At 34.7% G+C, this 26,280-nt stretch carries 28 protein-coding genes; 15 read left to right on the forward strand and 13 right to left on the reverse strand.

The window, feature by feature from the left end; genetic code table 11:
- Both G7A72_RS11460 and G7A72_RS11465 read left to right on the forward strand, forming a co-directional pair.
- Entirely contained in the window at window positions 1-696 is a 696-nt protein-coding gene (locus G7A72_RS11460; RefSeq protein ID WP_091173488.1) for a MotA/TolQ/ExbB proton channel family protein, read from the forward strand.
- Between the two features lies 1 nt (window position 697).
- Complete coding sequence (locus G7A72_RS11465) at window positions 698-1,093, forward strand: biopolymer transporter ExbD (RefSeq protein WP_165152577.1); 396 nt, start codon at window positions 698-700, stop codon at window positions 1,091-1,093.
- A 236-nt stretch (window positions 1,094-1,329) separates the two neighbouring features.
- Here the strand turns inward: G7A72_RS11465 and G7A72_RS11470 are convergent, their stop codons facing one another.
- The 3 genes from G7A72_RS11470 to G7A72_RS11480 form a co-directional block, all read right to left on the reverse strand.
- On the reverse strand, window positions 1,330-2,229 hold the full coding sequence (locus G7A72_RS11470) for an energy transducer TonB (protein WP_165152578.1): 900 nt from the start codon (window positions 2,227-2,229) through the stop codon (window positions 1,330-1,332).
- 195 nt (window positions 2,230-2,424) lie between these two features.
- Window positions 2,425-3,651 carry a Glu/Leu/Phe/Val dehydrogenase dimerization domain-containing protein gene (locus tag G7A72_RS11475; protein ID WP_165152579.1) on the reverse strand — a complete coding sequence of 409 codons (1,227 nt, stop codon included), beginning with the start codon at window positions 3,649-3,651 and terminating at the stop codon, window positions 2,425-2,427.
- Between the two features lie 103 nt (window positions 3,652-3,754).
- Window positions 3,755-4,393, reverse strand: coding sequence for a chalcone isomerase family protein (locus G7A72_RS11480; protein WP_371807548.1), 639 nt, complete (start codon window positions 4,391-4,393; stop codon window positions 3,755-3,757).
- A 505-nt stretch (window positions 4,394-4,898) separates the two neighbouring features.
- Between G7A72_RS11480 and G7A72_RS11485 the strand changes: the two genes are divergently transcribed.
- The 10 genes from G7A72_RS11485 to G7A72_RS11530 all read left to right on the forward strand — a co-directional run bounded on the left by G7A72_RS11485 (window position 4,899) and on the right by G7A72_RS11530 (window position 12,286).
- Window positions 4,899-6,038, forward strand: coding sequence for an acyl-CoA dehydrogenase family protein (locus G7A72_RS11485; protein ID WP_165152580.1), 1,140 nt, complete (start codon window positions 4,899-4,901; stop codon window positions 6,036-6,038).
- Between the two features lie 86 nt (window positions 6,039-6,124).
- Window positions 6,125-6,802, forward strand: a complete 678-nt coding sequence (locus tag G7A72_RS11490) for a Crp/Fnr family transcriptional regulator (protein ID WP_165152581.1) — start codon at window positions 6,125-6,127, stop codon at window positions 6,800-6,802.
- Between the two features lie 81 nt (window positions 6,803-6,883).
- Window positions 6,884-7,483 (forward strand): peroxiredoxin-like family protein, encoded by a 600-nt coding sequence (locus G7A72_RS11495; RefSeq protein WP_165152582.1) that lies wholly within the window; start codon window positions 6,884-6,886, stop codon window positions 7,481-7,483.
- 2 nt (window positions 7,484-7,485) lie between these two features.
- Window positions 7,486-7,944, forward strand: a complete 459-nt coding sequence (locus G7A72_RS11500) for a YHS domain-containing (seleno)protein (protein ID WP_165152583.1) — start codon at window positions 7,486-7,488, stop codon at window positions 7,942-7,944.
- A 13-nt stretch (window positions 7,945-7,957) separates the two neighbouring features.
- Window positions 7,958-8,338 (forward strand): DoxX family protein, encoded by a 381-nt coding sequence (locus G7A72_RS11505; RefSeq protein WP_165152584.1) that lies wholly within the window; start codon window positions 7,958-7,960, stop codon window positions 8,336-8,338.
- Between the two features lie 9 nt (window positions 8,339-8,347).
- Window positions 8,348-8,836: a DinB family protein gene (locus G7A72_RS11510; RefSeq protein WP_165152585.1), complete on the forward strand. Its 489-nt coding sequence runs from the start codon at window positions 8,348-8,350 to the stop codon at window positions 8,834-8,836.
- Window positions 8,824-9,534, forward strand: a complete 711-nt coding sequence (locus G7A72_RS11515; protein WP_165152586.1) for an NRDE family protein — start codon at window positions 8,824-8,826, stop codon at window positions 9,532-9,534. The genes G7A72_RS11510 and G7A72_RS11515 overlap by 13 nt, the downstream gene beginning before the upstream one ends.
- Window positions 9,535-9,556: 22 nt before the next feature.
- The gene (locus G7A72_RS11520; RefSeq protein ID WP_165152587.1) at window positions 9,557-10,606 is read left to right on the forward strand and encodes a D-alanine--D-alanine ligase; all 1,050 of its coding nucleotides are present in this window, start codon (window positions 9,557-9,559) and stop codon (window positions 10,604-10,606) included.
- Window positions 10,607-10,610: 4 nt separating this feature from the next.
- Window positions 10,611-11,258, forward strand: coding sequence for a hypothetical protein (locus G7A72_RS11525; RefSeq protein WP_165152588.1), 648 nt, complete (start codon window positions 10,611-10,613; stop codon window positions 11,256-11,258).
- Between the two features lie 56 nt (window positions 11,259-11,314).
- On the forward strand, window positions 11,315-12,286 hold the full coding sequence (locus G7A72_RS11530; RefSeq protein WP_165152589.1) for a M20/M25/M40 family metallo-hydrolase: 972 nt from the start codon (window positions 11,315-11,317) through the stop codon (window positions 12,284-12,286).
- Here the strand turns inward: G7A72_RS11530 and G7A72_RS11535 are convergent.
- Window positions 12,279-12,857 (reverse strand): GNAT family acetyltransferase, encoded by a 579-nt coding sequence (locus G7A72_RS11535; RefSeq protein WP_165152590.1) that lies wholly within the window; start codon window positions 12,855-12,857, stop codon window positions 12,279-12,281. The genes G7A72_RS11530 and G7A72_RS11535 overlap by 8 nt on opposite strands.
- A 130-nt stretch (window positions 12,858-12,987) precedes the next feature.
- Between G7A72_RS11535 and G7A72_RS11540 the strand changes: the two genes are divergently transcribed.
- Together G7A72_RS11540 and G7A72_RS11545 are read left to right on the forward strand one after the other, a co-directional pair.
- Window positions 12,988-13,665, forward strand: a complete 678-nt coding sequence (locus tag G7A72_RS11540) for an SDR family oxidoreductase (RefSeq protein WP_165152591.1) — start codon at window positions 12,988-12,990, stop codon at window positions 13,663-13,665.
- 33 nt (window positions 13,666-13,698) lie between these two features.
- Window positions 13,699-14,301, forward strand: coding sequence for a SprT-like domain-containing protein (locus G7A72_RS11545; RefSeq protein WP_113636767.1), 603 nt, complete (start codon window positions 13,699-13,701; stop codon window positions 14,299-14,301).
- Window positions 14,302-14,305: 4 nt separating this feature from the next.
- On the opposite strand, the gene G7A72_RS11550 is transcribed toward G7A72_RS11545, so the two are convergent.
- The 6 genes from G7A72_RS11550 to gcvP form a co-directional block, all read right to left on the reverse strand.
- Window positions 14,306-15,067: an ABC transporter ATP-binding protein gene (locus tag G7A72_RS11550; protein WP_113666941.1), complete on the reverse strand. Its 762-nt coding sequence runs from the start codon at window positions 15,065-15,067 to the stop codon at window positions 14,306-14,308.
- On the reverse strand, window positions 15,064-15,813 hold the full coding sequence (locus G7A72_RS11555; protein ID WP_113666942.1) for an ABC transporter permease: 750 nt from the start codon (window positions 15,811-15,813) through the stop codon (window positions 15,064-15,066). Before G7A72_RS11555 ends, G7A72_RS11550 begins: the two co-directional genes overlap by 4 nt.
- A gap of 80 nt (window positions 15,814-15,893) precedes the next feature.
- Window positions 15,894-16,742 (reverse strand): glycosyltransferase, encoded by an 849-nt coding sequence (locus G7A72_RS11560; protein ID WP_113666943.1) that lies wholly within the window; start codon window positions 16,740-16,742, stop codon window positions 15,894-15,896.
- The gene (locus G7A72_RS11565; RefSeq protein ID WP_165152592.1) at window positions 16,742-17,266 is read right to left on the reverse strand and encodes a class I SAM-dependent methyltransferase; all 525 of its coding nucleotides are present in this window, start codon (window positions 17,264-17,266) and stop codon (window positions 16,742-16,744) included. Before G7A72_RS11565 ends, G7A72_RS11560 begins: the two co-directional genes overlap by 1 nt.
- A 234-nt stretch (window positions 17,267-17,500) precedes the next feature.
- Complete coding sequence (locus G7A72_RS11570; RefSeq protein ID WP_165152593.1) at window positions 17,501-18,559, reverse strand: 3-oxoacyl-ACP synthase III family protein; 1,059 nt, start codon at window positions 18,557-18,559, stop codon at window positions 17,501-17,503.
- A 274-nt stretch (window positions 18,560-18,833) separates the two neighbouring features.
- Window positions 18,834-21,683 carry an aminomethyl-transferring glycine dehydrogenase gene (gcvP, locus tag G7A72_RS11575; protein ID WP_113666946.1) on the reverse strand — a complete coding sequence of 950 codons (2,850 nt, stop codon included), beginning with the start codon at window positions 21,681-21,683 and terminating at the stop codon, window positions 18,834-18,836.
- Between the two features lie 147 nt (window positions 21,684-21,830).
- Here gcvP and G7A72_RS11580 point away from each other — a divergent pair, with 147 nt between their 5' ends.
- Window positions 21,831-22,643, forward strand: a complete 813-nt coding sequence (locus tag G7A72_RS11580; protein ID WP_165152594.1) for a hypothetical protein — start codon at window positions 21,831-21,833, stop codon at window positions 22,641-22,643.
- A gap of 131 nt (window positions 22,644-22,774) precedes the next feature.
- On the opposite strand, the gene G7A72_RS11585 is transcribed toward G7A72_RS11580, so the two are convergent.
- From G7A72_RS11585 to G7A72_RS11595, 3 genes are all read right to left on the reverse strand, one after another.
- Window positions 22,775-23,155: an SRPBCC family protein gene (locus G7A72_RS11585; RefSeq protein ID WP_241258506.1), complete on the reverse strand. Its 381-nt coding sequence runs from the start codon at window positions 23,153-23,155 to the stop codon at window positions 22,775-22,777.
- A 74-nt stretch (window positions 23,156-23,229) separates the two neighbouring features.
- Window positions 23,230-23,943, reverse strand: coding sequence for a YqjF family protein (locus tag G7A72_RS11590; protein WP_165152595.1), 714 nt, complete (start codon window positions 23,941-23,943; stop codon window positions 23,230-23,232).
- Window positions 23,944-24,029: 86 nt separating this feature from the next.
- Window positions 24,030-26,057 carry a M3 family metallopeptidase gene (locus G7A72_RS11595; RefSeq protein ID WP_165152596.1) on the reverse strand — a complete coding sequence of 676 codons (2,028 nt, stop codon included), beginning with the start codon at window positions 26,055-26,057 and terminating at the stop codon, window positions 24,030-24,032.
- Window positions 26,058-26,280 lie beyond the last annotated feature (223 nt).

Below are 26,280 nucleotides of genomic sequence, written 5' to 3' on the forward strand. Positions count from 1 at the left end.
ATGTTTAGTTTTATACAATTACAGGCCGACACCATTACCAACGCTGCTTCAAACGTAGTTATTGAAAAAATTGCTCCAAATGCCGAAATATCCACTTTGGGTTTCCTTTTAAAAGGTGGTGTGTGGCTTATCCCAATCGGGATTCTATTATTTTACACGTTTTACTTAATTATTGAACGCTATTTATACATTAGTAAAGCATCAAAAATTGATACTCTTTTGATGCGCGATGTTCGTGATAATCTCAATTCCGGAAATCTTGATTTGGCGCGATCAATCGCTGAACGGAACAGTACCGCTTCAGGGAATATTATCAAAGAAGGAATTCTGGTTATTGGAAGACCTATTGTTGAAATCGAATCGAATATGGATCGTGCAGCCGATATCGAAATAGGGGAAATGGAAAAGCATTTAGGACATTTAGGACTTATTGCTGGAATTGCGCCTACACTTGGATTTGTTGGAACTATCTCAGGAGTTATCAAAATATTTTACAGTATTTCAGTTACTGAAAATATCAGTATCGGTAATATTTCCGGAGGATTGTACGAGAAAATGATTAGTAGTGGTGCTGGATTAATCGTTGGTATAATCGCGTACAGCGGCTATCATATATTAAACGGCAAGATTGATAATTTTGCTTTAAAAATTCAGAAACAAGTACTTGAATTTGTAAATATTATTCAAAGATCATAATATGTCTATAAAAAGAAAAAGAAGATTTCATGCTGAGGTCGCGACTTCTTCATTAAGTGATATTATGTTTTTCCTGTTGTTGTTTTTCTTGATAATATCAACATTGGCGAATCCTAATGTTATCAAGATGACGTTGCCAAAAGCACAATCCAACGAGAAAACAAACAAGCAGTACATCAGTTTATCTGTCACAGAGGATAAAAAATTCTACATAGACAAGCAAGCAGTTTCCTTTGAAGAATTGGAAACAACCTTGATGTCTAAGATGGATTCAACAAAGGACCAAACTGTTATTGTTCGTATTCCATTCAATTTGCAAGTACAGGATCTAGTTGACGTATTGCAAATAGGAGTGAAGAACAATCTAAAGTTTGTGATCGCTACGAGTCCCAAGTAAAAGTCATTACTAGTTTTTATATAGCATCTGCATTATTTGGGCGTGACCACAATAGAAAAAGGAGCTGATCAACTTTATGCTGATCAGCTCCTTTTTCTATTCCGGTCGGGCTATCCGCAGTACTTCGGTACCTGCTCCTATCCCTCACGCAAATTCGTAAAATATTTCGACTTGTCGTTCCTCACAATGATTAGATAAGGTCTGTTCAAAACAAAAAAGTGACGTTTCTAATTGTTCTAATTCAAATTGAAATTGTAAACAATCTTACCGACTTGCTTTTCCGGTGCATCGCTGCTGGCATCCCATCTGGTATTCATCGCAGCAATTCTTGCTTGGTCTAACAAACATTTTGCGGTATTTGTAGTTCCTTTTACACCGGCAACTGCATTTATTGTCCTTCCGGTTCTGTCTACAGAAACTTCTACGACTACTTTTCCTTGTTCATTACAGGTATATTTTGGTGCAGGTTTAGATAATGCTTTTCGGTTTCCTAAAGAATACCCAACGCCTCCGCCAGAACCACTTCCGCTTCCGCCACCGCTTCCAGAACCATAACCGCTACCAGTTCCTATTCCTGTTCCAGTGCCATTTCCACCGCCTGTTCCTCCACCGGAACCACCAGTTCCATAATACCCGTTAGAACTTAAACTTCCATTGGTTTTTCCTTTATTTCCGGCAGCTTTATCATCTCCATCACCACCTTTATTAGAACCTTTTAATATGCTGGATAAAGCATCATTTGTATTGTTAGAAACTTTAGGTTTTACAACCACTGGTTTCGTTTCTTCTTTTACAACGACTGTTGGTTTTTTAGTTTTTTCTTTCGTCGGAATCACAACGCTTTCTTCAGTGCTGTTTTCCTGAGATAAAATAGCTTCCTCTGGAGTTGATTTTGCTGGCGTTTGTCTGGTTTGGTTTTTTACTTCCAAAACTTCACTTTTATAATCTGCTCCAGAACCGAAATCGCTGTCACCAAAATTTACTGTAACACCGCCGCCGCCGCCACCACCGGCAAGTTCATCCATGTTTGCAGGAGGCCAAAAGCGAATGAAAAATAAAATTAACAACATTGTCGCATACAAAAGAATGGATAGTGCTAAAGATTTCTTTTGATCTGATGAAATGGTGGAACTCATTTGTATTTTAAATTTTAAAAAGTGTATTACTAAAAAACGTTGAAAAGTACTAAAAATTGTCAAGAGTAAAAAGCGACTGCCGGAATATAAATAATATTGCTTTCACTTAGAATTAGAAATAAGAACTGGGATTAAATAGATTTTAAAATCTGCTTAATCCCAGTTCCGGCAAATAGTTATAAATACTATTTTATTTTAAGTAAGCTGCTTCAATGCGATTTCAAAAGCAGTTGCACTAATATTTGTTTTACTTGGGTTTAAAGCATGTGCTTTTTCAATTGCTTTTTTGATGATTTCTGAAGTGTCTTGAAAAATAGCTTCATCTGTCATTTGTACTTTCTTTTCCATAAAGTAAGCAAAAACACGAGCCATACCGCAATTAGAAATGAAGTCAGGAATTAAACTTACTTTGTGATCTACATCTTCCATAATTGGACCAAAAAATATTTCTTTATCAGCAAAAGGAACATTAGCACCACAAGAAATTACCTCAAGACCATTAGTAATTAAACTGTCAATTTGAGATTGATTTACCAATCGGGAAGCGGCACATGGAGTGAATATTTCAGCACCAATGGTCCATATTTTTTGATTGATTTCTTCAAAAGGAATCATATCTTTTGCAACCAGTTTATTTCCGTCTTTTGCAAGAAATAAAGCTCTTATTTCTTCAAAAGAGAATCCTTCTTCGTTGATTAATCCGCCATCTCTGTCGATGATACCAATTACTTTAGCACCCATTTCCGCTAAGTAAAATGCAGCAGCCGATCCTACATTTCCAAAACCTTGTACGATTGCTTTCTTCCCTTTTACATCTCCACCATAAATGGTGTAATAATTACGTACGGCTTCGGCAACGCCATAACCGGTAATCATATCGGCAACCGTATATTTTCTGGAAACATCTGGTGAGAATTTTGGATTTTCAATCACTTTTACTACACCTTGACGCAATTGTCCAATTCTATTGATTTTGTCTGCTTCTGTTGGTTTGAAGTGACCGTTGAACACTCCTTCTTGTGGATGCCAAACACCACACTCTTCCGTCATTGGAATCACTTCGTGAATTTCATCTACATTCAAATCACCGCCAGTTCCGTAGTAACTTTTCAATAATGGAGAAACGGCTTTATACCAACGTTGTAAAACGCCTTTTTTTCTTGGATCATTTGGGTCAAAATTAATTCCAGATTTAGCTCCGCCAATAGCAGGTCCAGAAACCGAAAATTTCACTTCCATGGTTTTTGCCAAAGACAAAACTTCATTCATATCCAACCCTTTTCTCATACGTGTTCCACCACCGGCAGCACCACCGCGTAGCGAATTGATGACTGTCCATCCTTCAGCTTCCGTTTCAGCATCTTTCCAATGGAAAACTATCTCAGGTTCTTTATTTTCGAATTTCTTTAATAAATCTTTCATTTGTTGCGATATGTTTAATTTTGGCAAATATAAAAAATAGAATAATGCGAATTTGATTTTTTTAGGTATTATTTACCAGATGCGTTTTAGTCAAAAAAAGCTATCAAGATTTACCTAATAAGTCATTTTTAAGTTTTTCATCAACCGGTTTGTTAGAAAGCCAAATCCCGAAAAATAATTTTTTGAATTCAAATCCTGGAATTTTTCCTTCATATCGGTCATTTTTAAACACCCAAAGGGATTCATCCGCAGAATTATATATGAGGTTAAAAGCATCGTCTTTAACCGTTTTTTCCTTATTAAGAAGTGATTCAAGCATTGCTATTTGAGATTTGAAGTTTGCAAGGTTACCATCACCAATTGATTTCACCAAACCCTTGTTAAGGGATTTTGAAAGTTTGTCTGAAGTAACCATTGATGATGTGATTTGTAATCTAATTGCCATCTCTGAATTACTTTCAATAATTCTTTCCGCATCTTGTGAAAGTTCAGATAGGTATAGCGCTTGAACATAAACGTCAACCCACATTTTAGATCTTATGCCAACACCGTTTAGCATCAACTGCCTTTGTTTGAACTCAATAGTTCTAGGCAAAACAACTCCTTCAACTTCAATTTGTTTTTGTGCGGATACGTGACTTACCTGCATAGATAGTACAAACAAGAAAAGTAATAATAGATTTTTCATAGTATAACTGATATAAATTTCAGCAAAACTATCATTTATTTTTTTAGAAGTCAAAAAATACTTTTTTAAGTAGAGATTGTCTAATTCTCTTTTTGATTTTATTACGCTATTGCATTGATTTGGAAATAGTTATGAGTAAAATTAATTTGTAGGAGTAGTTTTCTTATGCATTTGATAATGTTTATCATGTTACTTTCACCTTGGGCTTTAAAAAGGTCGAATAGAATAAAGTAATAAGTTATTTTGTTTAATGTTGTTATCTTGAAACTGACGGTCATCTTTTCTGAAAAAAAATGCAAACTGTAGCGTAAGTTATTTAATTACCTGTATGGCTATTAGGTTTAAGATTTTAATAAACTGCAGAAAGATTTTGGATTTATATTTTACAATAAATAATTAAGATAAAAAGTGTGTTCCGTAGGGAGTGTTTTCGTTGTGTTTTTATTCAACTTTACATTTTGTCGTTAAACATAGGCTAAATTTACGAAATCGTTTGAAATCTGATATTAAATAATTACTTTTGACCACAAATTTAAGAACATTTAATTTACAACAAAATATGGATTTTAATCTAACCGAAGAGCATTTAATGATTCAGCAGGCCGCTAAAGATTTTGCTATAGCAGAATTATTACCGGGTGTTATTGAACGTGATGAACATTCAAAATTTCCAACGGAGCAAGTGAAAATGATGGCCGATTTAGGTTTTATGGGAATGATGGTAGATCCTAAATATGGTGGATCTGGTTTAGACAGTATTTCCTATGTTTTGGCTATGACGGAAATTGCAAAAGTTGATGCTTCTGCGGCTGTGATCATGTCTGTAAACAACTCTTTGGTTTGTGCAGGTCTTGAGAAATATTGCAATGAAGAGCAAAAAATGAAATATTTAGTGCCACTAGCAAAAGGAGATGTGATTGGCGCTTTTTGCTTATCAGAGCCTGAAGCAGGAAGTGACGCTACTTCTCAAAAAACAACAGCAATAGATAAAGGCGACCATTATTTATTAAACGGTACAAAAAACTGGATTACAAACGGATCAACTGCATCCACTTATTTAGTTATTGCTCAAACTGATATTGAAAAAGGACATAAAGGAATCAATGCTTTTATCGTAGAGAAAGGTTGGGCCGGATTTGACATTGGACCAAAAGAAAGAAAAATGGGAATTCGTGGAAGCGATACGCATTCTTTAATGTTTTCAGATGTAAAAGTTCCGAAAGAAAATAGAATAGGTGAAGATGGATTTGGATTTGCTTTTGCAATGAATGTTTTAAATGGCGGAAGAATTGGAATTGCATCTCAAGCGTTAGGAATTGCGACAGGTGCATATGAAATTGCTTTGAAGTATTCGCATGAGAGAAAAGCATTTGGAAAACAAATTTTCAATCATCAAGCCATTGCATTCAAACTGGCTGATATGTATGTGAAAGTAACTGCCGCAAAATTATTGGTAATGAAGGCGGCTTGCGAAAAAGATGAAGGTAAAGACATTGCGCACTCTGGTGCTATGGCAAAATTATACGCTTCTGAAATCGCTTTAGAAGTGGCTAATGAAGCCGTTCAAATTCACGGTGGAAACGGTTACGTAGCTGAATATCATGTGGAACGTATGATGCGCGACTCTAAAATCACGCAAATTTATGAAGGAACTTCTGAAATACAACGAATTGTAATTTCAAGAGGATTGGTTTCGTAAAGAGAACAAAATAGTTGTTTAAGCCCTTTCTAATTTCGGTTAGAAAGGGTTTTGTTTTTTTAATACATTTACGAAAATAAATTTTTATGTACGAAGATTTAAAATATTGGTATTTGCGCGATCACAAATTATTCAGAACATTGAGTTTTGGACAAATCAAACAATTGTGTATTATTACTGGTTTTAAAAAAGCGCAGAAAGGCGAAATTATCTATTTTTCCTCATCGGATTTACCAAGAATTTTTTTACTGAAAAAGGGAAACATAAAGATTGTTGCAGTTGATGAAGACGGAAACGAGACTATAAAAGATATTATTCAAAAAGGAGATTTATTTGGAGAACTAACTTTGGAAGCAGACAGCCAGTCCAATGAATATGCAAAAGTACTTTCGGATGATGTGGCTATTTGTAGTTTTCTAATGTCGGATTTTGAAGATTTATTGCTTCGAAATCCAAGTTTGGCTTTGTCTTACACTAAGTTTGTAGGTCTAAAGATGAAACGCATTAAGAACAGCTATGCTAATCTGATTTCCAAAGATGCCAAAACCAGATTGTTTCAGTTCCTAAAAGATTGGGCGGAGAAAGAGGGTGTAAGGACTGAAAATATAGTTGTTATTGAGAATTACCTGACCCAAAACGATATGGCGCAAATTATTTGTACGTCCAGACAAACGGCGACTCAATTGCTCAATGAAATGGAGACCAATGGAACTATTGTTTACAGCAGGAAAGAAATTATTATTACGGATATTCGTAAACTATAATTATTTTACTGGAACTGTAACATAGCCGACAAATGTTTTCGAAATAGCATAGTAGTTTTACAACTTCAAAAATGTAATACTATGAAAAAAATAATTTGTCTGGCTTTATTTGCAATTGGATTATCCGTTCATGCTCAAAATGACTTGTCAAAACAGGCAATAGAAATTGCTCCATTACTTATTGGAGAAAAAATTCCTTTAATCACTTTAAAATCTGTAGATAATACAGATGTTGATTTAATGGAATTAATCAGTAAGAAAAGAACGGTTTTAGTTTTTTACCGTGGCGGTTGGTGCCCGTATTGTAACGCTCATTTAGCTGCCTTGGCTGAAGCCGAAAAAGAATTATTACATTTGGGATATCAAATTATCGCCATAAGTCCTGATGCTCCAAAAAGCTTGAAAGTTACAGATGATAAAGAAAAATTAAATTATGTGTTATTGTCAGATAGTGTAGGCGAATTGTCGAAAGCAGTTGGTATTGCTTTTGAAGCTCCAGAAAATTATAAGGCTACAATAGCTAAAGGTTCTGATGGTGTGAGTAATTCTTTTTTGCCTGTTCCGGCGGTATTTATTTTAAATGTAAATGCTGAAATTGAATTTGAACACATCGCCCCAAATTTCAAAAATAGAATCTCAAATGATTTGCTGATTGCTGTTGCAAAGTCTTTAAAAAAATAATCATGAAAAATCTGCTGTTTATTTTGACCATATTGTTTACTATTCCTTGCTTCGCGCAAAAGGAAAGCAAACGTCTAACTCATTTTAATGTTGAGAAAAATGTAGCTATTCAAGGATATGATCCTGTGGCTTATTTCAAACAAGGAAAAGCAGTCAAAGGGAAAAAAGAAATCACAACATCGCATGAAGGTGTGGTTTATTATTTTTCGATGCCAGTTAATAAAGAATATTTCTTGAAGAATCCTTCAAAATTTGAACCTCAGTATGGGGGTTGGTGCGCTTTTGCGATGGGCGACTCTAATGAAAAAGTGTCTGTAAATCCGGAGACTTTCAAAATTAGTAATGGGAAGTTGTATTTGTTTTACAATACTTTCTTTAATAATACATTGAAAAGTTGGAACAAGAATGAATCGGGATTGATGATGAAGGCCGATGCAAATTGGAATAAAATAGTTAAATAAAAAAATAGAAATTATGAAACTATCTCTGTTTTTCTGGTTGCTGCGACTTGTAGTAGCAGTAATTTTAGTGCAAACACTATACTTTAAATTTACGGCTAGTGAAGAATCGGTTTATATTTTTTCTGCTTTGGGAATCGAACCTTATGGAAGGATTGGTATTGGAATTGCCGAGTTGATTGCGGTTATTTTGATTTTAATACCAAGGACTTCGTTATTTGGTGCTATAATGGGATGCGGCATAATGGTTGGTGCAGTTTTTGCTCATCTGTTTGTGCTTGGCATTGAAGTTAAAAATGATGGTGGCACACTTTTTATTATGGCACTAATTACCTTTCTTTGTTGTCTTATTTTAGTTTTTAAGGATAGAACTAAACTAATGAATCTGTTGAATTAAAACTTTAATATGCTTATACCTTCCATTAATAATAGTTTAAATGAATTAATTGATTTACTGAATCAATTATCGCATAAAGAATATTCAAATTCTTGTATGGAATTAAGTAATGCAACGATTGGGGAGCATACAAGACATATTATAGAAATGTTTCAATGCTTGGAAAATCAATATGATTCAGGCATTGTGAATTATGATAAAAGAGAACGAAATATTCGAATTCAAACGGATACTGCTTTTGCTATTGAAAACATCCTATTGATTCAACAAAATTTAGATAAACAAAATAAAAATATCGAGTTGTTGCAGGTTATTGATGGAGAGGAAATCCGAATAGAAAGTAACTATTTCAGAGAATTATTGTATAATTTAGAACATTGTATTCATCATCAGGCGCTTATAAAAGTAGCTATTTTACAATGTGAAACAGTAACAATTGACCCTAATTTTGGCGTTGCTCGCTCTACCATAGAATACAGAAATCAATGTGCACAGTAAGTTTTGTAGCAACGAATGATAAAATTATCATTACCTCCAATCGGGATGAAAAAATAGTAAGACCGAGTGCAATACCACCAAGAAGTTATACCGTAAATGGAAAAAATCTTATTTTTCCAAAGGATCCAAAAGCAGGAGGAACGTGGTTTGTAGCTAATGCTGATGGAGTAATTTTGGTACTTTTAAATGGTGCCGATGAAAAGCATGAAGTACAGTTTCCGTATCGAAAAAGCCGAGGCTTGATTGTTTTAGACATGATTAGCAGCTTATCGCCAAAGGATTTCTGGAACGCAATTGATTTGGACAACATAGAACCTTTTACGTTAGTCTTATTTCAAAACAACGCTCTTTTTCAATTGCGCTGGAACGGAAAAGAAAAACGAACAACTCCTTTGGATATTCATCAAAATCACATTTGGTCTTCATCGACTTTGTATTCCTCATCGATTCGTGAAAAACGTGCCGACTGGTTTCATACTTTTATGGATACAAATCCCGAAATTTCCGAATCAAAAATGCACGATTTTCATCGCTACACCGAAGAAGAAAATGATGAAAATGGTTTGGTCATCAATAGAAATGAGGAGATGAAAACGTTAAGTATTACGCAAGCGGTTATTGAAAAAAATAAAGTAGTTATATTGCATTACGATTTGATTGCGCAACAGGATTTTTCGACCTCATTTATCACCGTTTAAAAAACAAACATTGACCCGAGTTATGACGAACAGGCGAAGCAAACTATTTTTTCATAAAATTACGCATTGGGAATATTGGCCTTTCCAGATTGTTTACATTCCTATTTATTTTTTATGGTCTTATTATTCGATCAAGGCAAAATCTATTTTTTTCTTTAATGCTTCTAATCCAACCATAAAAAATGGCGGTTTTATGATGGAGTCCAAAAAAGAAATCTATAATTTGATTCCACAACAGTATTACCCAAAAACGGAATTAATAAAAGAAGGAACTGCTCTTGAAGATGTTTTAAATGTGATTGAAGCAGTGAAAATAAAATATCCTTTAATTGCAAAACCAGATATTGGACTGCGAGGATCTGGCGTCAAAAAAATCAATACCGTTCTAGATTTAAAAGAATATGCTAAAAAAGTAAATTTTGATTATGTGGTGCAGGATTTAATTCCGTACGAGAATGAAGTTGGGATTTTTTATGTGCGTTATCCTCATGAAAAAGCAGGTAGAATTACAGGAATAGTTTCTAAAGAATTTCTGATTATTACCGGAAACGGATTCTCTACCGTAGAGGAATTAATCAAAGAAAATCCTCGGTACGAACTGCAATTAAAGGTTTTGAAACAGGAATACGGAAAAAAACTACTCGATATTCTTCCAAAAGGGGAAAAATTGAATTTAGTACCTTATGGGAATCATGCACGAGGTGCAAAATTCATTGATGGAAGTCATTGGATAACACCAAAATTGACACAAACTATCAACGAAATGTGTCTCCAAATTCCAGGTTTCTACTTTGGAAGATTGGATGTGATGTATAATACAATTGAAGAATTAGAACAAGGGTTAAATTTTTCAGTCGTTGAACTGAATGGCGCTGCAAGTGAGCCTACCCATATTTATGACCCAAAACATTCTTTGTTTTTTGCATGGAAAGAACTTGCGCGTCACATTACGTATATGTATGAAATAAGTGTGGCAAACCATAAAAATGGCGCTCCCTATTTACTGCATAAAGATGGGATGAAGGAATACAGAATGCATTTGGAACAAAGCAATAAAATTGTAAATTTCTAAAATCATGAAAGCATTAAAGAACATTTTTGTTGGTTTTTTAGTGAGCTTTATCGGTTCAATACCATTAGGATATTTGAATGTTATAGGTTTTGAAATCTATTCAAAGTTAGGAATGAACAGCTTGGTTTTCTTTTTATTGGGAGTGATTTTTGTCGAGATGTTTGTAATTTATTTCACTTTAATTTTTGCAAAACAATTAGTTAACAATAAAAAATTAATGAAGATTATTGATTTTTTCGCCATTTTCTTCCTGTTGATAATAGGCTATTCTTTCTATGCAAGTGCTAATCAAACAATGGATCAGCAAGGTGTTTTAGAAAAATATGCGATGTATTCGCCCTTGTTAATAGGTGTTTTTTTGAGTGCAATCAATTTTCTTCAAGTACCATTTTGGACCGGTTGGAATATGTATCTGATCAATGGTAATTATATATCCATTGTAAATAAACGCAAACTGTTTTATATTGCAGGGACTTTAATAGGTACATTTGTCGGAATGTTGAGTTTGGTTCTGATGTTGAATGTTTTAGCTCAAAATACAGCAAGCTTTTCTAAATATATAATTCCAATTGTAATTCCATCATTTTTTGTGGTTTTAGCTTTTTTTCAAATAGTTAAAGTGTACAAAAAATATTATCGAGAAAGAGTCTGAATATAAAAGTTAATGCTAAATTATATCATTTTACTAACCAAAAATCCGCTTTAATTATGAAAAAAGTTTTTCTGTTACTTCCATTTCTTTTCTTGTGCTGCAAACCAATTTCTTCGGTTGTGACTGAGACCACAACAAGTGAACCGCTGTCAATCGAGTATAAAGTAAAAGAAAATGATGTCGCTAAAACATTAAAATATTTAGCTTCGGATGAATTAGAAGGAAGAGAAACCGGAAAAGCAGGAATGGTAAAAGCGGCGGATTATTTAGAGCAGTTTTTCAAGGATAACAATGTAAAGCCTTATTTCAAATCGTATCGCGATACGTTGACAACTTTTAAGGAAACTGCCTTCAATGTTGTAGGTGTTGTTGAAGGAAATGATCCGGTTCTAAAGAATGAATTTATAATTTTAAGCGCACATTACGATCATATTGGTTTGGATAAAAATGGGGTAAATGGTGATTTTATAAACAACGGTGCAAATGATGATGCTTCAGGAACAACTGCAGTTGCTGAAATGGCAAAATATTTCAGTACCGCTAAAAATAATAAACGAAGTATTCTTTTTGTATTTTTTGCTGGAGAAGAAAAAGGGCTGTTAGGCTCTAAACATTTGGCCAAAAAATTGAAAGCACAAGATTTTAAATTGTATGCGCAGTTCAATATTGAAATGATTGGTGTGCCAATGAAAAGAGATTATTTGGCTTATATAACGGGTTTTGATAAATCTAATATGGCAGATAAAATCAATGGATATACTGGGAAAAATACGATTGGTTTTCTTCCAAAAGAAGCCGAATATAAATTATTTTACAGATCCGATAACTATTCTTTTTACGAACTTTTTAAAGTGCCTTGTCAGTCTGTGAGTACGTTTGATTTTGAAAATTTTGAATTTTACCATCATGTTTCTGATGATTTCAAAGCGATGGATATTCCGCACATGACTTCTTTTATTCAGGAATTATTACCTGCTGTAACGCAAATGGCAAACTCCCCGACACAAGAAATCATAATGCTCAAATAGTTGAAGAAACTGCCTTTTTCATATCATACGCCAAAATAAAGTATTCATTATTGTTGAATTGAAAATCCCCAATAATGGTCCATTTTAGTTTTTGGATATGCGCTTTAGTAGACGGGATATTTACTTTGTTGATAAAGGTCAAAGCCAATGGGTATTTCTTAACAACGTGTTTTCTCATGAACTCAAAAAGTGGGGTTATCAATCCCTTTCCTCTATATTCCTTGTGAATGCAAATGGGGCCGTATTGAAAACTATTGGTAGTGGTGATGTCAAAATCTAAAAAGGTCAGTTCCGGAAACAATGAACTCATGTAATTGAAAATCGGCCATTGTTTGAAAAAATCCCAACTTCCGGCAAAAATGTAAGCAATGACTTTGTTGTTGTCTTTGGCAATAAATAAGTTGTTTTCATGGATAACTTCGGTTAGTTGCGCGACGGTAAATGGTGTAGTAACAAAGCCCGAAGCTTTTTCTTCTTCGGATAGATTAGCTACAAGGTACAATTCCTGTAATGCCAATACGCCATCAATATCAATTATTTTTGCAATTTCGAATTGTATGTTATCTGTCATTTTTTTTAAATCTGATGTTAATTTGGTTTACCAAAAATAAGTAAAATTATAGGAATTTTTAATTTTTATTACAGCAACAATCCTTTGTATAAAGCATTATTTTTTTACTGTTTTTGTTTATTTTTGCTACATGAAAAATATTATCATCACAGGAACGAGTAGAGGTATAGGATTTGAGTTGGCATTGCAATTTGCCAATGCCGGACACCAAGTGTTAGCTATTTCGAGAAAAATTCCTCAAGCTTTATTGGGTAATGAAAATATTACCTGTCTTTCAGTTGATTTATCCACTGAGTCTGAATTAATGAAAGTAAGCGATTTCCTTTCTAAGTCTTGGAAACAAATAGATGCGGTCATTCATAATGCTGGAAGTTTATTGCTGAAGCCCTTTTCAGAAACGACTCAGGAAGATTTTGAAAATATCTATAAAGTAAATGTTTTTGGAGTTGCTAATTTGACTCGAATTTGCCTGCCTTATTTACAAAAAGGAAGCCATGTGGTAACAATAAGTTCTATGGGCGGAATTCAGGGAAGTTTAAAGTTTGCCGGATTAGCAGCGTATAGCTCGAGTAAAGGTGCAGTTATTACTTTGTCTGAATTGTTAGCTGAAGAATACAAAGAGCGTGGAATTTCGTTCAATGTTTTGGCTTTGGGTTCCGTTCAAACAGAAATGCTGGCTGAAGCTTTTCCAGGCTATCAAGCACCAATATCAGCGGGTGATATGGCAAATTATATTTATGATTTCACTTTGACTGGCAATAAATATTTCAACGGTAAAGTGCTGCAAGTTTCTTCTACGAATCCGTAACTCATAATTCATAACTAATAATTTCTAATTGTTTTGAGCGAAACCTTAGCTAGATATATTCCAGAGCATGCGGTAAAACCCGTTTTCGAACTTATTGTTGCCAATCAGGTGCATCTTAAGATTGTGAACGAGCGTCAGACGCGTCACGGTGATTATCGAAAAGGGTTGAACGGAAAGCATGAAATCACGGTAAATTCAAATCTGAATAAATACAAGTTCTTGATTACATTAATTCATGAAATTTCTCATTTGGTTGCGTTTGAAAAATTTGGAAGAAACATTAAACCGCATGGAAACGAGTGGAAATATTCTTTTCAGCGGTTGATGATTCCCTATATTCGGCCAGAGATTTTCCCGAATCATTTGTTGCCTTTATTAGCGAGGCATTTCAAAAATCCAACAGCCAGTAGCGATACTGATGCCACATTAGCTTTGGCATTGAAACAATTTGACCAACAAAATGATAAAAATTATGTGTTTGAAATTCCGTACGGTAGTGTTTTCAGAATCCAAAACGGAAAGATTTTCAAAAAAATAGCGATAAGAACTAAGCGTTTTGAATGTCTCGAAATGAGTTCTGGAAAGACTTATTTATTCAATCCTAATGCTGAGGTAGAATTGTTGAAATCAAGTTAGCCTTCTATTCTTTCAAATATGCTTCTCTTACTTTTTTGAACAAATTAGAAGAATAAACAAAGGCAACAACAGCCTCATTATCGGTTCTGAAAATTTCTTCTTTAGTTCCTTCCCAAGCTTTTAAACCATCTTTAAGGAATAGAATTTTTTCTCCAATTTCCATCACAGAATTCATATCATGGGTATTTATAACCGTTGTGATGTTGTATTCTTCAGTGATTTCTTTGATAAGATTATCAATCAAGATTGCTGTATTTGGATCTAAACCAGAGTTTGGCTCATCGCAAAAGAGGTATTTTGGATTGTTTACAATCGCGCGAGCAATCGCCACCCTTTTTTGCATTCCTCCTGAAATTTCAGATGGTAATTTTTTGTGCGCATCCGTTAGAGCGACTCTTTTTAATACAAAGTCTACACGCTCTTGAATTTTTTTATTATTGTCTTTAGTGAACATTCGCAACGGAAAACCAACATTTTCAGCCACAGTCATCGAGTCAAACAAGGCACTTCCTTGAAAAACCATTCCGATTTCAGTTCGCAATTCTCGTTTTTCATCCGGATTTAATTCGGAGTAAATTCGGCCATCAAATGAAATAGTCCCAGATTCTGGCGTATGAATGCCTAACAGACTTTTAAGTAAGACCGTTTTTCCGGATCCACTTTGTCCAATAATTAAATTTGTCTTTCCGGTTTCAAAAATCGTCGAAATACCTTTAAGAATTTTATTTCCGTTAAATGATTTTTCTATGTTTTTTACTTCTATCATGATCCTAGTAACAACTGCGTTAATATATAATTGAAAAGTATTATGGAAACCGATGTCCAAACAAAGGAAACGGTACTGGCTTTACCAACTTCTAGAGCACCGCCTTTCATATAATAACCGTGAAAAGAAGGAATAGTTGCTAATAACATCGCAAAAATCAATGTTTTAATGAAAGCGTAAACAATATGAAACGGAATAAAATCCATTTGAGTTCCATTTATAAACTCAGCACTTGAAATAAATCCACCATAAACACCAGCCATCCATCCACCGAGAACACCCAGAAACATGGCAATTCCTATTAGAAACGGATACAATAGTAAAGCAATTATTTTAGGGAAAACAAGGTAATTCAATGAATTTACTCCCATCACTTCCAGTGCGTCAATTTGTTCTGTAACCCTCATTGTTCCAATACTAGAGGTAATAAATGAACCCATTTTTCCAGCCATAATCACCGAGATAAAAGTAGGTGCAAATTCTAATATTACGGATTGTCTTGTTGCGAAACCGATAAGGTATTTTGGAATTAAAGGGTTTGTAAGATTTAAGGCTGTTTGAATAGCAACAACCCCTCCAACGAAGAAGGAAATGAAGGCAACAATACCTAATGAACCGATAACTAAATCATCAATTTCTTTAAAAATTAGATTTTTCATCACAGACCATTTTGTCTGTTTATTGAAAATTTCTTTCAGCATTAAGAAGTATCTTCCTATTTGCGTTATATAGCGAATGAGCATCATAAGTTTTGCGAATATGGGCTAAATTACAAAAAATGTCAGGAGTTATCCCTTTTGGTTCAGCAGTTTTTTGATTTTGTTGGCTAAAAAAGCTTTTCTTTCATTTTTTTCAACCGATATTTCCGAATGAATTTTGCTTGTTCTTCTGTTACCAATAAAGGCGTTTTGGCCGCTTTAGCTTTCCAATACCCTTTAATATAATCTATAAAGAGCAGCGGTTTCTTCTTCATCATCGCCAGTTTTGCAGAAGCGATAGAAGTGATAAGGAACCCGTAACCTAAAGTATAAAATGCTTCTCCTTGTTTGTATCGGGCTGTTTTGTTGTAGTTTGCGCCGGTTGGTTTCAAATGTTTTACAATTAATGAAGCATCAGTAACCACTTTCCAACCATAGAATTTTGATAGCAATTCATCAACCGTGTCCCAACCCATAGCAGGTTTTAAATTTCCTATTTGTTGGAAACATTGTTTTCTATACGCTTTGAATGCACCACGAATATGGTCTTTATCAGTAAGATTTTCCAGAATCCATTCGCCATTTTTTTCGATGTAAGCGAATCCGCCAGCCATTCCTATCGTAGCATCGTTTTTGAAAATGTTTAAAATAGTTTCAAAATAATTGTTGGGTAGAATTAAATCGGCATCCAGTTTTACAATCACTTCATAATTTTCGTCTAGTGTTTCAAAACCTTTGTGAAAAGCCTGAATAACTTTGCTTCCTGGCAAATGTATCGCTTCAGATGTTTTATTTACTAAAGTAATAAAAGGATTATTATTAGCGAACGCTGTTACTATTTCGGCAGTTTTATCCGTTGAATTATCATTGACAACGACAATTTTTTTTGGCAAAACGGTTTGTGAAATCAAAGAATCTAATGTTAAAGCTATAAAAGCTTCTTCGTTATGCGCCGGAATGACAATGTAGTAATTCATTATTTTATTTTTTCGGCGTAAACGATGTAATATCTTGGCGTGAACTTTCTTAGCAATGGTCGAATTCCAAATTTCTTAACGGGATTGGTCCATTTTTCTCTATCTATTATTTTCCAACCTGTTTTTTCCAAAAGCCAGTCCAGTTGCCAATCTTCAAATTCATGGTAATGTCTGTCCCACATATCAGTTTTACTGCGGTAAGCTGGTGAAAACCACAAACGCAATGGAATGGAAATAATAAGTTTTTCTGATTTTATTTCACTTAAAATCGTGTAAGGATTTAGTAAATGCTCAAAGATTTCGAAAGCGGTTACTACTTCCTGTTTTTCAATTGAAAATACTGATTGGTCTTTGTCTAAGTCTTCTCCTGTTGTATTTGTAACTGAAAACCCTTCGGATTTCATGATTTTAGAAAAAGGGTTCTCAACACCTAAATCGAGTATGGTCTCTGAAGTGGAGACGTGTTTTTTTAAAAATTCTAAAGTATGTTTGAATCTTTTATTGGGAAACGTTTTTTCGTACATGTTTTTTTGATTTTGCCGCTAGGGCACGAAGGCACAAATATAGTAATAAATGTGTTTTTGGGCATTGTTTTTTAGCCCGGATGGAAAGAAAATCCCGGAGCTTCAAAATGTAGTTTTTCAAGGTGCAAAAAGCGACTGAAAGAAGCTTTCTTGCACCTTATAAAAACAAGATTTGTAGTGAGGAATTGTAATGTACAGCCGGATTAGCTCCTGAATGACATATTCCTGAATGGACTAATATCGGTAAACAAAGGCATTAATGTTCATTCCGGCTCCAACAGAAGCAAAAATCATAACATCGCCTTTATGGATTTCTTGGTTTTCGATTTCACCACGAACTAGCAAGTCAAAAAGGGTTGGAACTGTAGCCACACTGCTGTTTCCAAGTTCATGAATGCTCATAGGCATAATGTCTTTAGGAACAGGCCTATCGTATAATTTGTAAAAACGTTGAATTATTGCTTCATCCATCTTCTCGTTGGCCTGATGAATGAGAATCTTTTTTACATCGTCAATTCCAAGTCCGCTTTTGTCTAAACAACTTTTCATTGCTGTAGGAACATTGTTTAATGCAAATTCATAAATTTTACGTCCGTACATTTTGATGTAACGGGTGTCTGGGTCTAAATCCGGATTGTATGAATTTCCGAAATATAAATAATTAGCTTCGTCGTTAGCATACGTTGCACTTTCATAAGACAGCATTCCAGTTTCATCATCGGAAGCCTCAATAATAGAAGCTCCAGCTCCATCAGAATAGATCATAGAATCTCTATCGTGCGCATCTACCACTCTAGATAGCGTTTCGGAACCAATAACCAAACAGCGTTTCGCCATTCCTGATTTGATGAATGCGTTGGCTTGAAGTACACCTTCAATCCAGCCTGGACATCCAAAAAGAATGTCGTAAGCGACACATTTTGGATTTTTTATCTGTAATTTATTTTTGACGCGAGTGGCCAAACTTGGAAGCATATCAGATTGAATTGTTCCGTGTTTTACATCTCCAAAGTTGTGTGCAAATATAATGTAGTCAATTGTTTCCGGATCGATCCCAGCATTTTCAATTGCTTTTTGAGAAGCAAAAAAAGCTAAATCAGATGAATTTAAATGGTCATCAGCATATCGCCTATGTTCGATTCCGGTGATGCCCTTGAATTTTTTAATTACGACTTCGTTAGGATAACCAAATGCGGTTCCATCTTCATTCAAAAAAACATGTTCGCCAAAGTCAGTATTACTTACTTTTTTCTCAGGAATATAGCTTCCTATTCCAGCTATTTTTATTTTCATTGCGTTAAATTTCCAAAATTTGATGCTAATTTAATCATTAAAATTTTACTACACTCACAAAATTTACTATGCGTGCATATAATTGTGAAATAATAATTTATTGGCAAAAATATTGATTATTTCATTACGAATTATAAGTTTTGGTGTGAATTTTATTTCTTTAATCTCGTAAGTGAAAATACAGTTGTTATTGTTGCAATTTAATGATAATTTTCGATAAGTAATTTTTATAAAAAAAAATGTCCCGATTTCTCGAGACATTTTAAGTTATTATTTAGCTTTCCATGTATGCTTCAATCGGTGCACAAGAACAAACTAAATTTCTATCGCCGTATGCTTCATCTGCTCTACGAACGGTAGGCCAGAATTTATTTAAGGCAATGTATTCTAGTGGAAATGCTGCTGCTTCACGAGTGTATGGGAAGCTCCAGTTATCAGTGGTAACCATCATCAAAGTATGTGGTGCATTTTTTAATACATTATTTGGGTTTTCTAAAGTAGCGGCTTCAATTTCTTTTCGGATAGCAATCATCGCATCACAAAAACGGTCTAATTCCTCTAAATTTTCACTTTCGGTAGGTTCAATCATTAAAGTTCCGGCAACAGGGAACGAAACGGTTGGAGCATGAAAACCATAATCCATCAAACGTTTTGCAATATCAGTTACTTCAATTCCTTTTTCTTTAAATGGACGGCATTCCAAAATCATTTCGTGTGCCGCACGACCCATTTCTCCAGAATACAACGTATCATAGTGACCGTTTAATTTCTCTTTAATATAGTTCGCATTTAAAATTGCATATTCAGTAGATTGTTTCAAACCTTCAGCACCAAGCATACAGATATAACCATATGATATTAAACAAACCAAAGCGGAACCCCATGGCGCAGCAGAAATTGCCGTAATAGCGTTTTCTCCACCAGTTGGAATTACAGGATTTGTTGGTAAAAATGGAACTAATTGTGGCGCTACACATATTGGTCCTACACCAGGTCCACCACCTCCATGAGGAATAGCGAATGTTTTGTGTAAGTTCAAGTGACAAACATCAGCACCAATAGTTGCAGGATTTGTTAATCCAACTTGTGCATTCATATTCGCACCATCCATATATACTTGTCCGCCGTTATCGTGAATCAATTGTGTGATTTCTTTAATTGCGCTTTCAAAAACACCGTGAGTCGATGGGTATGTAACCATCAAACAAGAAAGATTGTCTTTGTGTAAAAGTGCTTTTTCACGTAAATCTTCTACGTCGATATTTCCGTTTTCTAATGTTTTAGTAACCACAACTTTCATTCCTGCCATCGCTGCTGAAGCTGGATTTGTTCCGTGAGCCGATGATGGAATTAAAGCAATATTTCTATGGTGATCTCCTCTGGATTGGTGGTACGCACGAATAACCATTAATCCGGCATATTCACCTTGAGCTCCTGAATTAGGTTGTAAAGTAGTTCCGGCAAAACCAGTAATGACATTTAATTGTTGTTCTAGTTTAGCCAACATTTCTTGATATCCTTGTGCTTGGTCTAATGGTGCAAACGGGTGAATGTTATTCCATTGTGCCATACTTAGAGGTAACATTTCTGAAGCAGCATTCAGTTTCATGGTGCAAGAACCTAGTGAAATCATCGAGTGATTTAACGCTAAATCTTTTCTTTCCAGCATTTTGATGTAACGCATCAAAGCGGTTTCTGAATGGTGTTTATTGAAAACATCGTGCTGCAAGAACGTTGATGTCCTGTTTACGTTTTCTGGGAAATGATTGGTTTCTGATAAACTTTCAATAGTGTTTACCGGAGTTCCATTTGCAGAAGCGAAAACAGCAATAATTTTATTTAAATCGGTAATACTTGTTGTTTCGTTTAAGGAAATTGAAATCGTATTGTCGTCTACGTAATAGAAGTTAATTTCGTTTTCTTCAGCAATCGATTTTACTTTTTTGGCATCAGCCTTAATAACGATAGTGTCAAAGAAAGCGGTATTGGTTTGTTGATAACCTGATTTTTCTAGTGCGTTTGCCAACGTCGCTGCAGAAGCGTGAACTTTGTCAGCGATGTATTGTAATCCTTTTGGACCATGATAAACGGCATACATTCCTGCCATAACTGATAATAGAACTTGCGCAGTGCAAATGTTTGAAGTTGCTTTATCGCGCTTGATGTGTTGCTCACGTGTTTGCAACGCCATACGCAAGGCACGATTTCCGTCGGTATCAACAGTTACACCGATGATTCTTCCTGGCATACTTCTTTTGTATTCGTCTTTTGTAGCGAAGTAAGCAGCGTGTGGACCACCGTAACCTAAAGGAATTCCGAAACGTTGTGTAGTTCCAAGGACTACAGCAGCGCCCATTTCTCCTGGAGGAGTCAGTTTTACTAAACTTAAAATATCAGCAGCAACAGCTACTTTTATTTCGTTTTCAGCAGCTTTAGCGATAAATGCGGCATAATCATAAACTTGTCCAAATTTCCCCGGATATTGCAGGATTGCTCCAAAATATTCCGATGAAAAATCGAATGTTTCATGGTTTCCAACTACTAATTCAACTCCGATTGGTGTCGAACGTGTTTGTAAAACAGATAAAGTTTGTGGTAATATTTCTTCAGAAACGAAGAATTTATTAATGTTGTTTTTCTTTTGGTCACGAGAACGAACGTCAAAAAGTAATGCCATTGCTTCTGCAGCAGCAGTTCCTTCGTCTAATAAAGAAGCATTAGCGATTTCCATTCCGGTTAATTCGATAACCATAGTTTGGAAATTCAAAATTGCTTCCAGACGACCTTGAGCAATTTCAGCTTGATACGGTGTGTAAGCAGTGTACCATCCTGGATTCTCAAATACATTTCGTTGGATTACTGCAGGAATAATTGCTGCATTGTACCCTAAACCTATGTACGATTGAAAAACTTTATTCTTATTCCCTAATTTCTGAATGTGATTTGCAAACTCATATTCGGTCATTGCAGGTTCTAAGTCTAAATCAGATTTTAAACGAATGTCACTTGGAATCGTTTCTTGAATCAATTGTTCCAGTGTTTCTGCCCCAATCGTCTTCAACATGTGTTCTAAATCATTTTCTCTTGGGCCAATGTGTCTTAATGCAAAAGCGTCTGTTTTCATTGTATATAAAATGGGTTGTGTGTTTCTTGTTTTAAAAGGCTGTAAAATTAAATATTAATATGCTATTAATTGCCTTTTTTTACTTGATTTTCTGTGAATTTTTCAACTAAAAGCCGTTCTTATTAACACTTTGATTAATTTTGTCTAATGAGGTTTTTTAAATTAATTTTTGATTTCTATATTAATAGTAGTATTCACGTGGCTTTTTCGTGTTATGCCTTGGTCAGAATGACGCAACACATGTTCCACATTCCGGAAGGCGATGCAGTTGCTCAGTTTGCTTTTTTCGGAACGATTGTCGGCTATAATTTTGTGAAATACGATGCTTTGGCTCGAGCCAAAAAAATACAAATGCGGAAGGAACTTAAAGCAATTACTTTGTTCAGTTTTTGTTCGTTTATTTTGGTTGGCTTTTATTTTTTTCAGTTGGAACGCGTTACCCAGATTGTTGCTATTGCTTTTTTGAGTGTCACATTGCTGTATACGCTTCCCTTTTTTCCAAATAAAAAAAATGCAAGGAATTGGGCTGGTGTCAAAATTTATATCGTGGCGTTGTGTTGGGTTGGTGTGACGTTGGGATTGCCAATTTTAGATGCGGGCATATCAATAAACCTGGATTTCTATCTAAAATGTATGCAACGCTTTGTATTGATTTTTGTATTGGTCCTTATTTTTGAAGTCATTGATTTGGCAAATGATGATCCACATCTTAAAACCGTACCGCAGCAAATAGGAGTAAACCGAACCAAAATATTGGGGATTTTACTTTTGATTCCATTTTATTTTCTGGAGTTTTTCAAAAGTGTTTTTGATAAAAATCAGTTAATAATCAACTTGATTTTAGTGCTGATGATTGCATTATTTCTGCTTTTTGCCAAAGAAAAACAATCAAAATATTATACTTCTTTTTATGTAGAAAGCATTCCGATAGTTTGGTGGTTGTTGCTGTTGTTATTTTAAAAAGCTAAAATTGGTCGAGGTATTCACATAAAAAAGTGTTTAATTGGTGAATAGTATGTTACAACAAGTAAAGAGAATTTGAGGGAATTTTTGAAATAGTTTGGGTTTTTATTTACACAGTGTTTCGATTTCTACTGCTTACTTTCAGATAGGGTTTTCAATACTTTGTTTCTTTCGAGAATAAAATTAATCATGTGATTTTTCAAAAACAACAAATCAAATAATTCTCCAAAAAAACCATAGGGTACTTCGTAATGTATTTTGTCTTTCATAACGGTTAATCCGTTTTTTTTGTAAAAAATATGTTCATGGCGAAAAGATTTAAATTTTCCTTCCTCCATTTCATCCACAAAATAATCGTAGAGATTCATCGCTGTTATTCTACTTTTATGAGTCAGGTAAAAACCAAAATGTTTGCCACGCCAAGTTACCGTTTCGTTGTAATTTATCAATCCAGAAGTAACGCCGTCAATAGCGATTTCGTTTGTAGGACTGGCAGATTTTTGATGCATATCAATATCTCTGGAAATGTCAAAAACAGTTTATATGGGTGCATTTATTTTGGTCCGAATTTTTATTCTGGTCATTACAGTTTTATTTTTCGTTTGTCTTCAATAGTGATTTTCGAGCCTATGGCCAGAAATACAGAAGTGGGTTTTAAATCTTTAATAAAAGCAAATTCTTTTCCATAAACACTTTCAAAATCAATAACGGATTCGTTTCTGGTTACTTCATATTGCTGCCATCTGGGATGGGTGACTTGGTATTCAAAAGTTTCATTTTCATTGATTTTGGTATAGCCAAAATAATGCTCCGTGATAAACTCAGCTTCAGAATCGGGTTCAATTGCAATGGGATTTTTTTGTGTTGCTACCTGGATGGTATTCCAATTATTATTCACTTTCCATTGGTATATAAATTCTCGGGAGTTTTCATTTACTTTTAGCGTATGTTTCATGGGCAAAGTTCGGTAATGCTCATTGTAAAAGGTATTGGCCACAAATGAAATTGCATATTTTGGAACAATTTCACTGATAAAAACCGCACCTCTTTTCCACACACCGTTTTCAAAACGTCTCACATAAAACCGAAGATTTACCTCTTCAAAATCAGAATGAAACGGTATTTTCATTCCCAAAACACGAACATTTTCAAATAGGAATCCAATAAAACTAACATAACATTTGCCGTTCCAAAAATCTATTTCCGTTCCTGCAGGAACATACTTTTGCAGAATTTCGGGATTGACCACATAATTAATCATTGCTAAATTGTTCCATTCGGCTATTAAAAAACTCATCTTTTGTTGGTTTTAATTTTTGGGTGTGTTGGAATGCTATTAAAAAACCCGAAGTCTGTTACTCCGGGTTTTCAATAATTATGTTTCTAAAGTAATCCTGCTCTTCGTAACAAAGCTTCTGGCTTTGGTTCCTGTCCTCTGAAGCGTTTGTACAAAATCATCGGATGTTCTGTTCCGCCTTTCGAAAGTACATTTTCCTTGAATTTAGTTGCCACTTCTTTATTGAAAATACCTTTTTCCTGAAAATATTCAAAAGCATCAGCATCTAGCACTTCGGCCCATTTGTAGCTGTAATACCCAGATGAATACCCTCCTTGAAATATGTGTGAAAACGAAGTACTCATTGCATTCTCCTTTACATCAGGATACAATTGTGTGGCTGCGAACTGTTCGGTTTCAAAAACCTTGATATCTTTAATATTGGAAGGATCTTGCGCATGCCATCCCATATCTAATAATCCAAAACTCAATTGGCGCATGGTTGCCATTCCTTCTTGGAAACTCGCGCTTTCTTTGATTTTATGTACTAATTCCATCGGAATCATTTCGCCGGTTTCATAATGGTATGCGAATAAAGCCAATGCTTCCGGTTCGTAGCACCAATTTTCTAAAATCTGACTTGGTAATTCCACAAAATCCCAATATACTGAAGTTCCTGATAAACTTGGATAAGTGGTGTTGGCTAACATCCCATGTAAGGCGTGACCAAATTCATGAAACAAAGTTGTCACTTCGTTGAAAGTTAACAACGATGGTTTCGTCTCAGTAGGTTTTGTGAAATTACACACAATTGAAATATGCGGTCTTTCGTTACTTCCTTTTTTAATGTACTGTGATTTAAAAGACGTCATCCAAGCACCGTTGCGTTTCCCTTTTCTTGGAAAGAAATCAGCATAGAAAACAGCGACTAATTGGTCTTCTTCGTCTTTTACTTGGTACGTTTTTACTTCCTCATGATATTTATCCACTTCGAAAATTTCTTCGAAAGTAATTCCAAATAATTTTTGTGCTACTGCAAAAGCACCGTCCAGAACTTTTTCTAATTGAAAATACGGTTTTAATATTTCATCGTCCAAATTGAATAATTGCTGCTTCAATTTCTCCGAATAATATGCGCCATCCCATTTTTCGAGTTGCTCGATTCCGTGAAGCTCTTTTGCGAAAGCAGTCAATTGTGCAAATTCTTTCAAAGCGGCCGGTTTGGCTTTTTCTAGTAAATCATTCGAGAATGTTTTTACTTTCTCCGGACTTTCTGCCATGCGTTCTTCAAGCACAAAATGAGCGTGAGTGGCATAACCTAAAACCTGTGCTCTGTCAAAACGTAATTTTGCAATTTTTAGCACGATTTCTTGGTTGTCAAATTCGTTGTTTTGAAAACCTTTGGCACCAAAAGCAATTGCCATTTTCTTGCGCAATTCACGATTATCAGCATACGTCACAAATGGAACATAACTTGGGTAATCCAACGTGAAAATCCAACCTTCTTTTTCTAGGCTTTTAGCTAAAGAATGAGCGGCTTCGATTGTTCCTTCGTGTAAACCGGCTAAATCGGATTCATTTGTAATATGCAATTGATACGCTTGTGTTTCGGCCAAAACATTTTCGCCAAACTGCAAACTTAATTTTGATAATTCTTTGTCGATTTCTCGCAATTGATTCTTTTTGTCTTCCGGTAAATTCGCTCCATTTCTGGAAAAGCTTTTGTATTTTTTGTCCAAAAGCGTGGTTTGTTCCGGATTAAGATTCAGTTTTTCTCGTTGCTCATAGACCGTTTTTACTCGAGCGAATAAATCCGGATTAAGGCGCACATCGTTTCCGAATTCAGAGAGTAAAGGTGAAACTTCCTGTGCAATTTTCTGAATTTCATCATTAGTTTCTGCTGAATTCAAATTGAAAAAGATGCTTGAGATTCTGTCCAAAACATCGCCGCTGAATGCTAATGCCTCAATTGTATTTTCGAAAGTCGGTTTTAGCGGATTTCGAACAATAGCATCAATTTCGGCTTTTGCCAATTCGATTCCTTTTTGAAAAGCAGGAAGAAAATCTTCGTTTTTAATTTTCGAAAAAGGTGCAGTGTTATATTTCGTATTGAAATGGTGTGTTAGGATGCTCATTTGTATTTTGTAATAAAAATAATTCGATGTTTAAAGAAATCAAAGGTACGGATTTAATAAAAAAAATGGGGTTGTCGAGGGAATTGATTTGGACCAAAATAGCAGATTCAAAAGTGTTATTTAAATGTTATTTATTTCGTTTGGCAGTAATAAAGCCTTAAATTGTAAAAAAATGATTGGTTTTATAAAAGACGAATCAGAAAAAATATAATAAATTAAAAGA

Origin of the sequence: Flavobacterium sp. Sr18 (genome assembly GCF_011064265.1) — a bacterium.
GTDB lineage: Bacteria > Bacteroidota > Bacteroidia > Flavobacteriales > Flavobacteriaceae > Flavobacterium > Flavobacterium petrolei.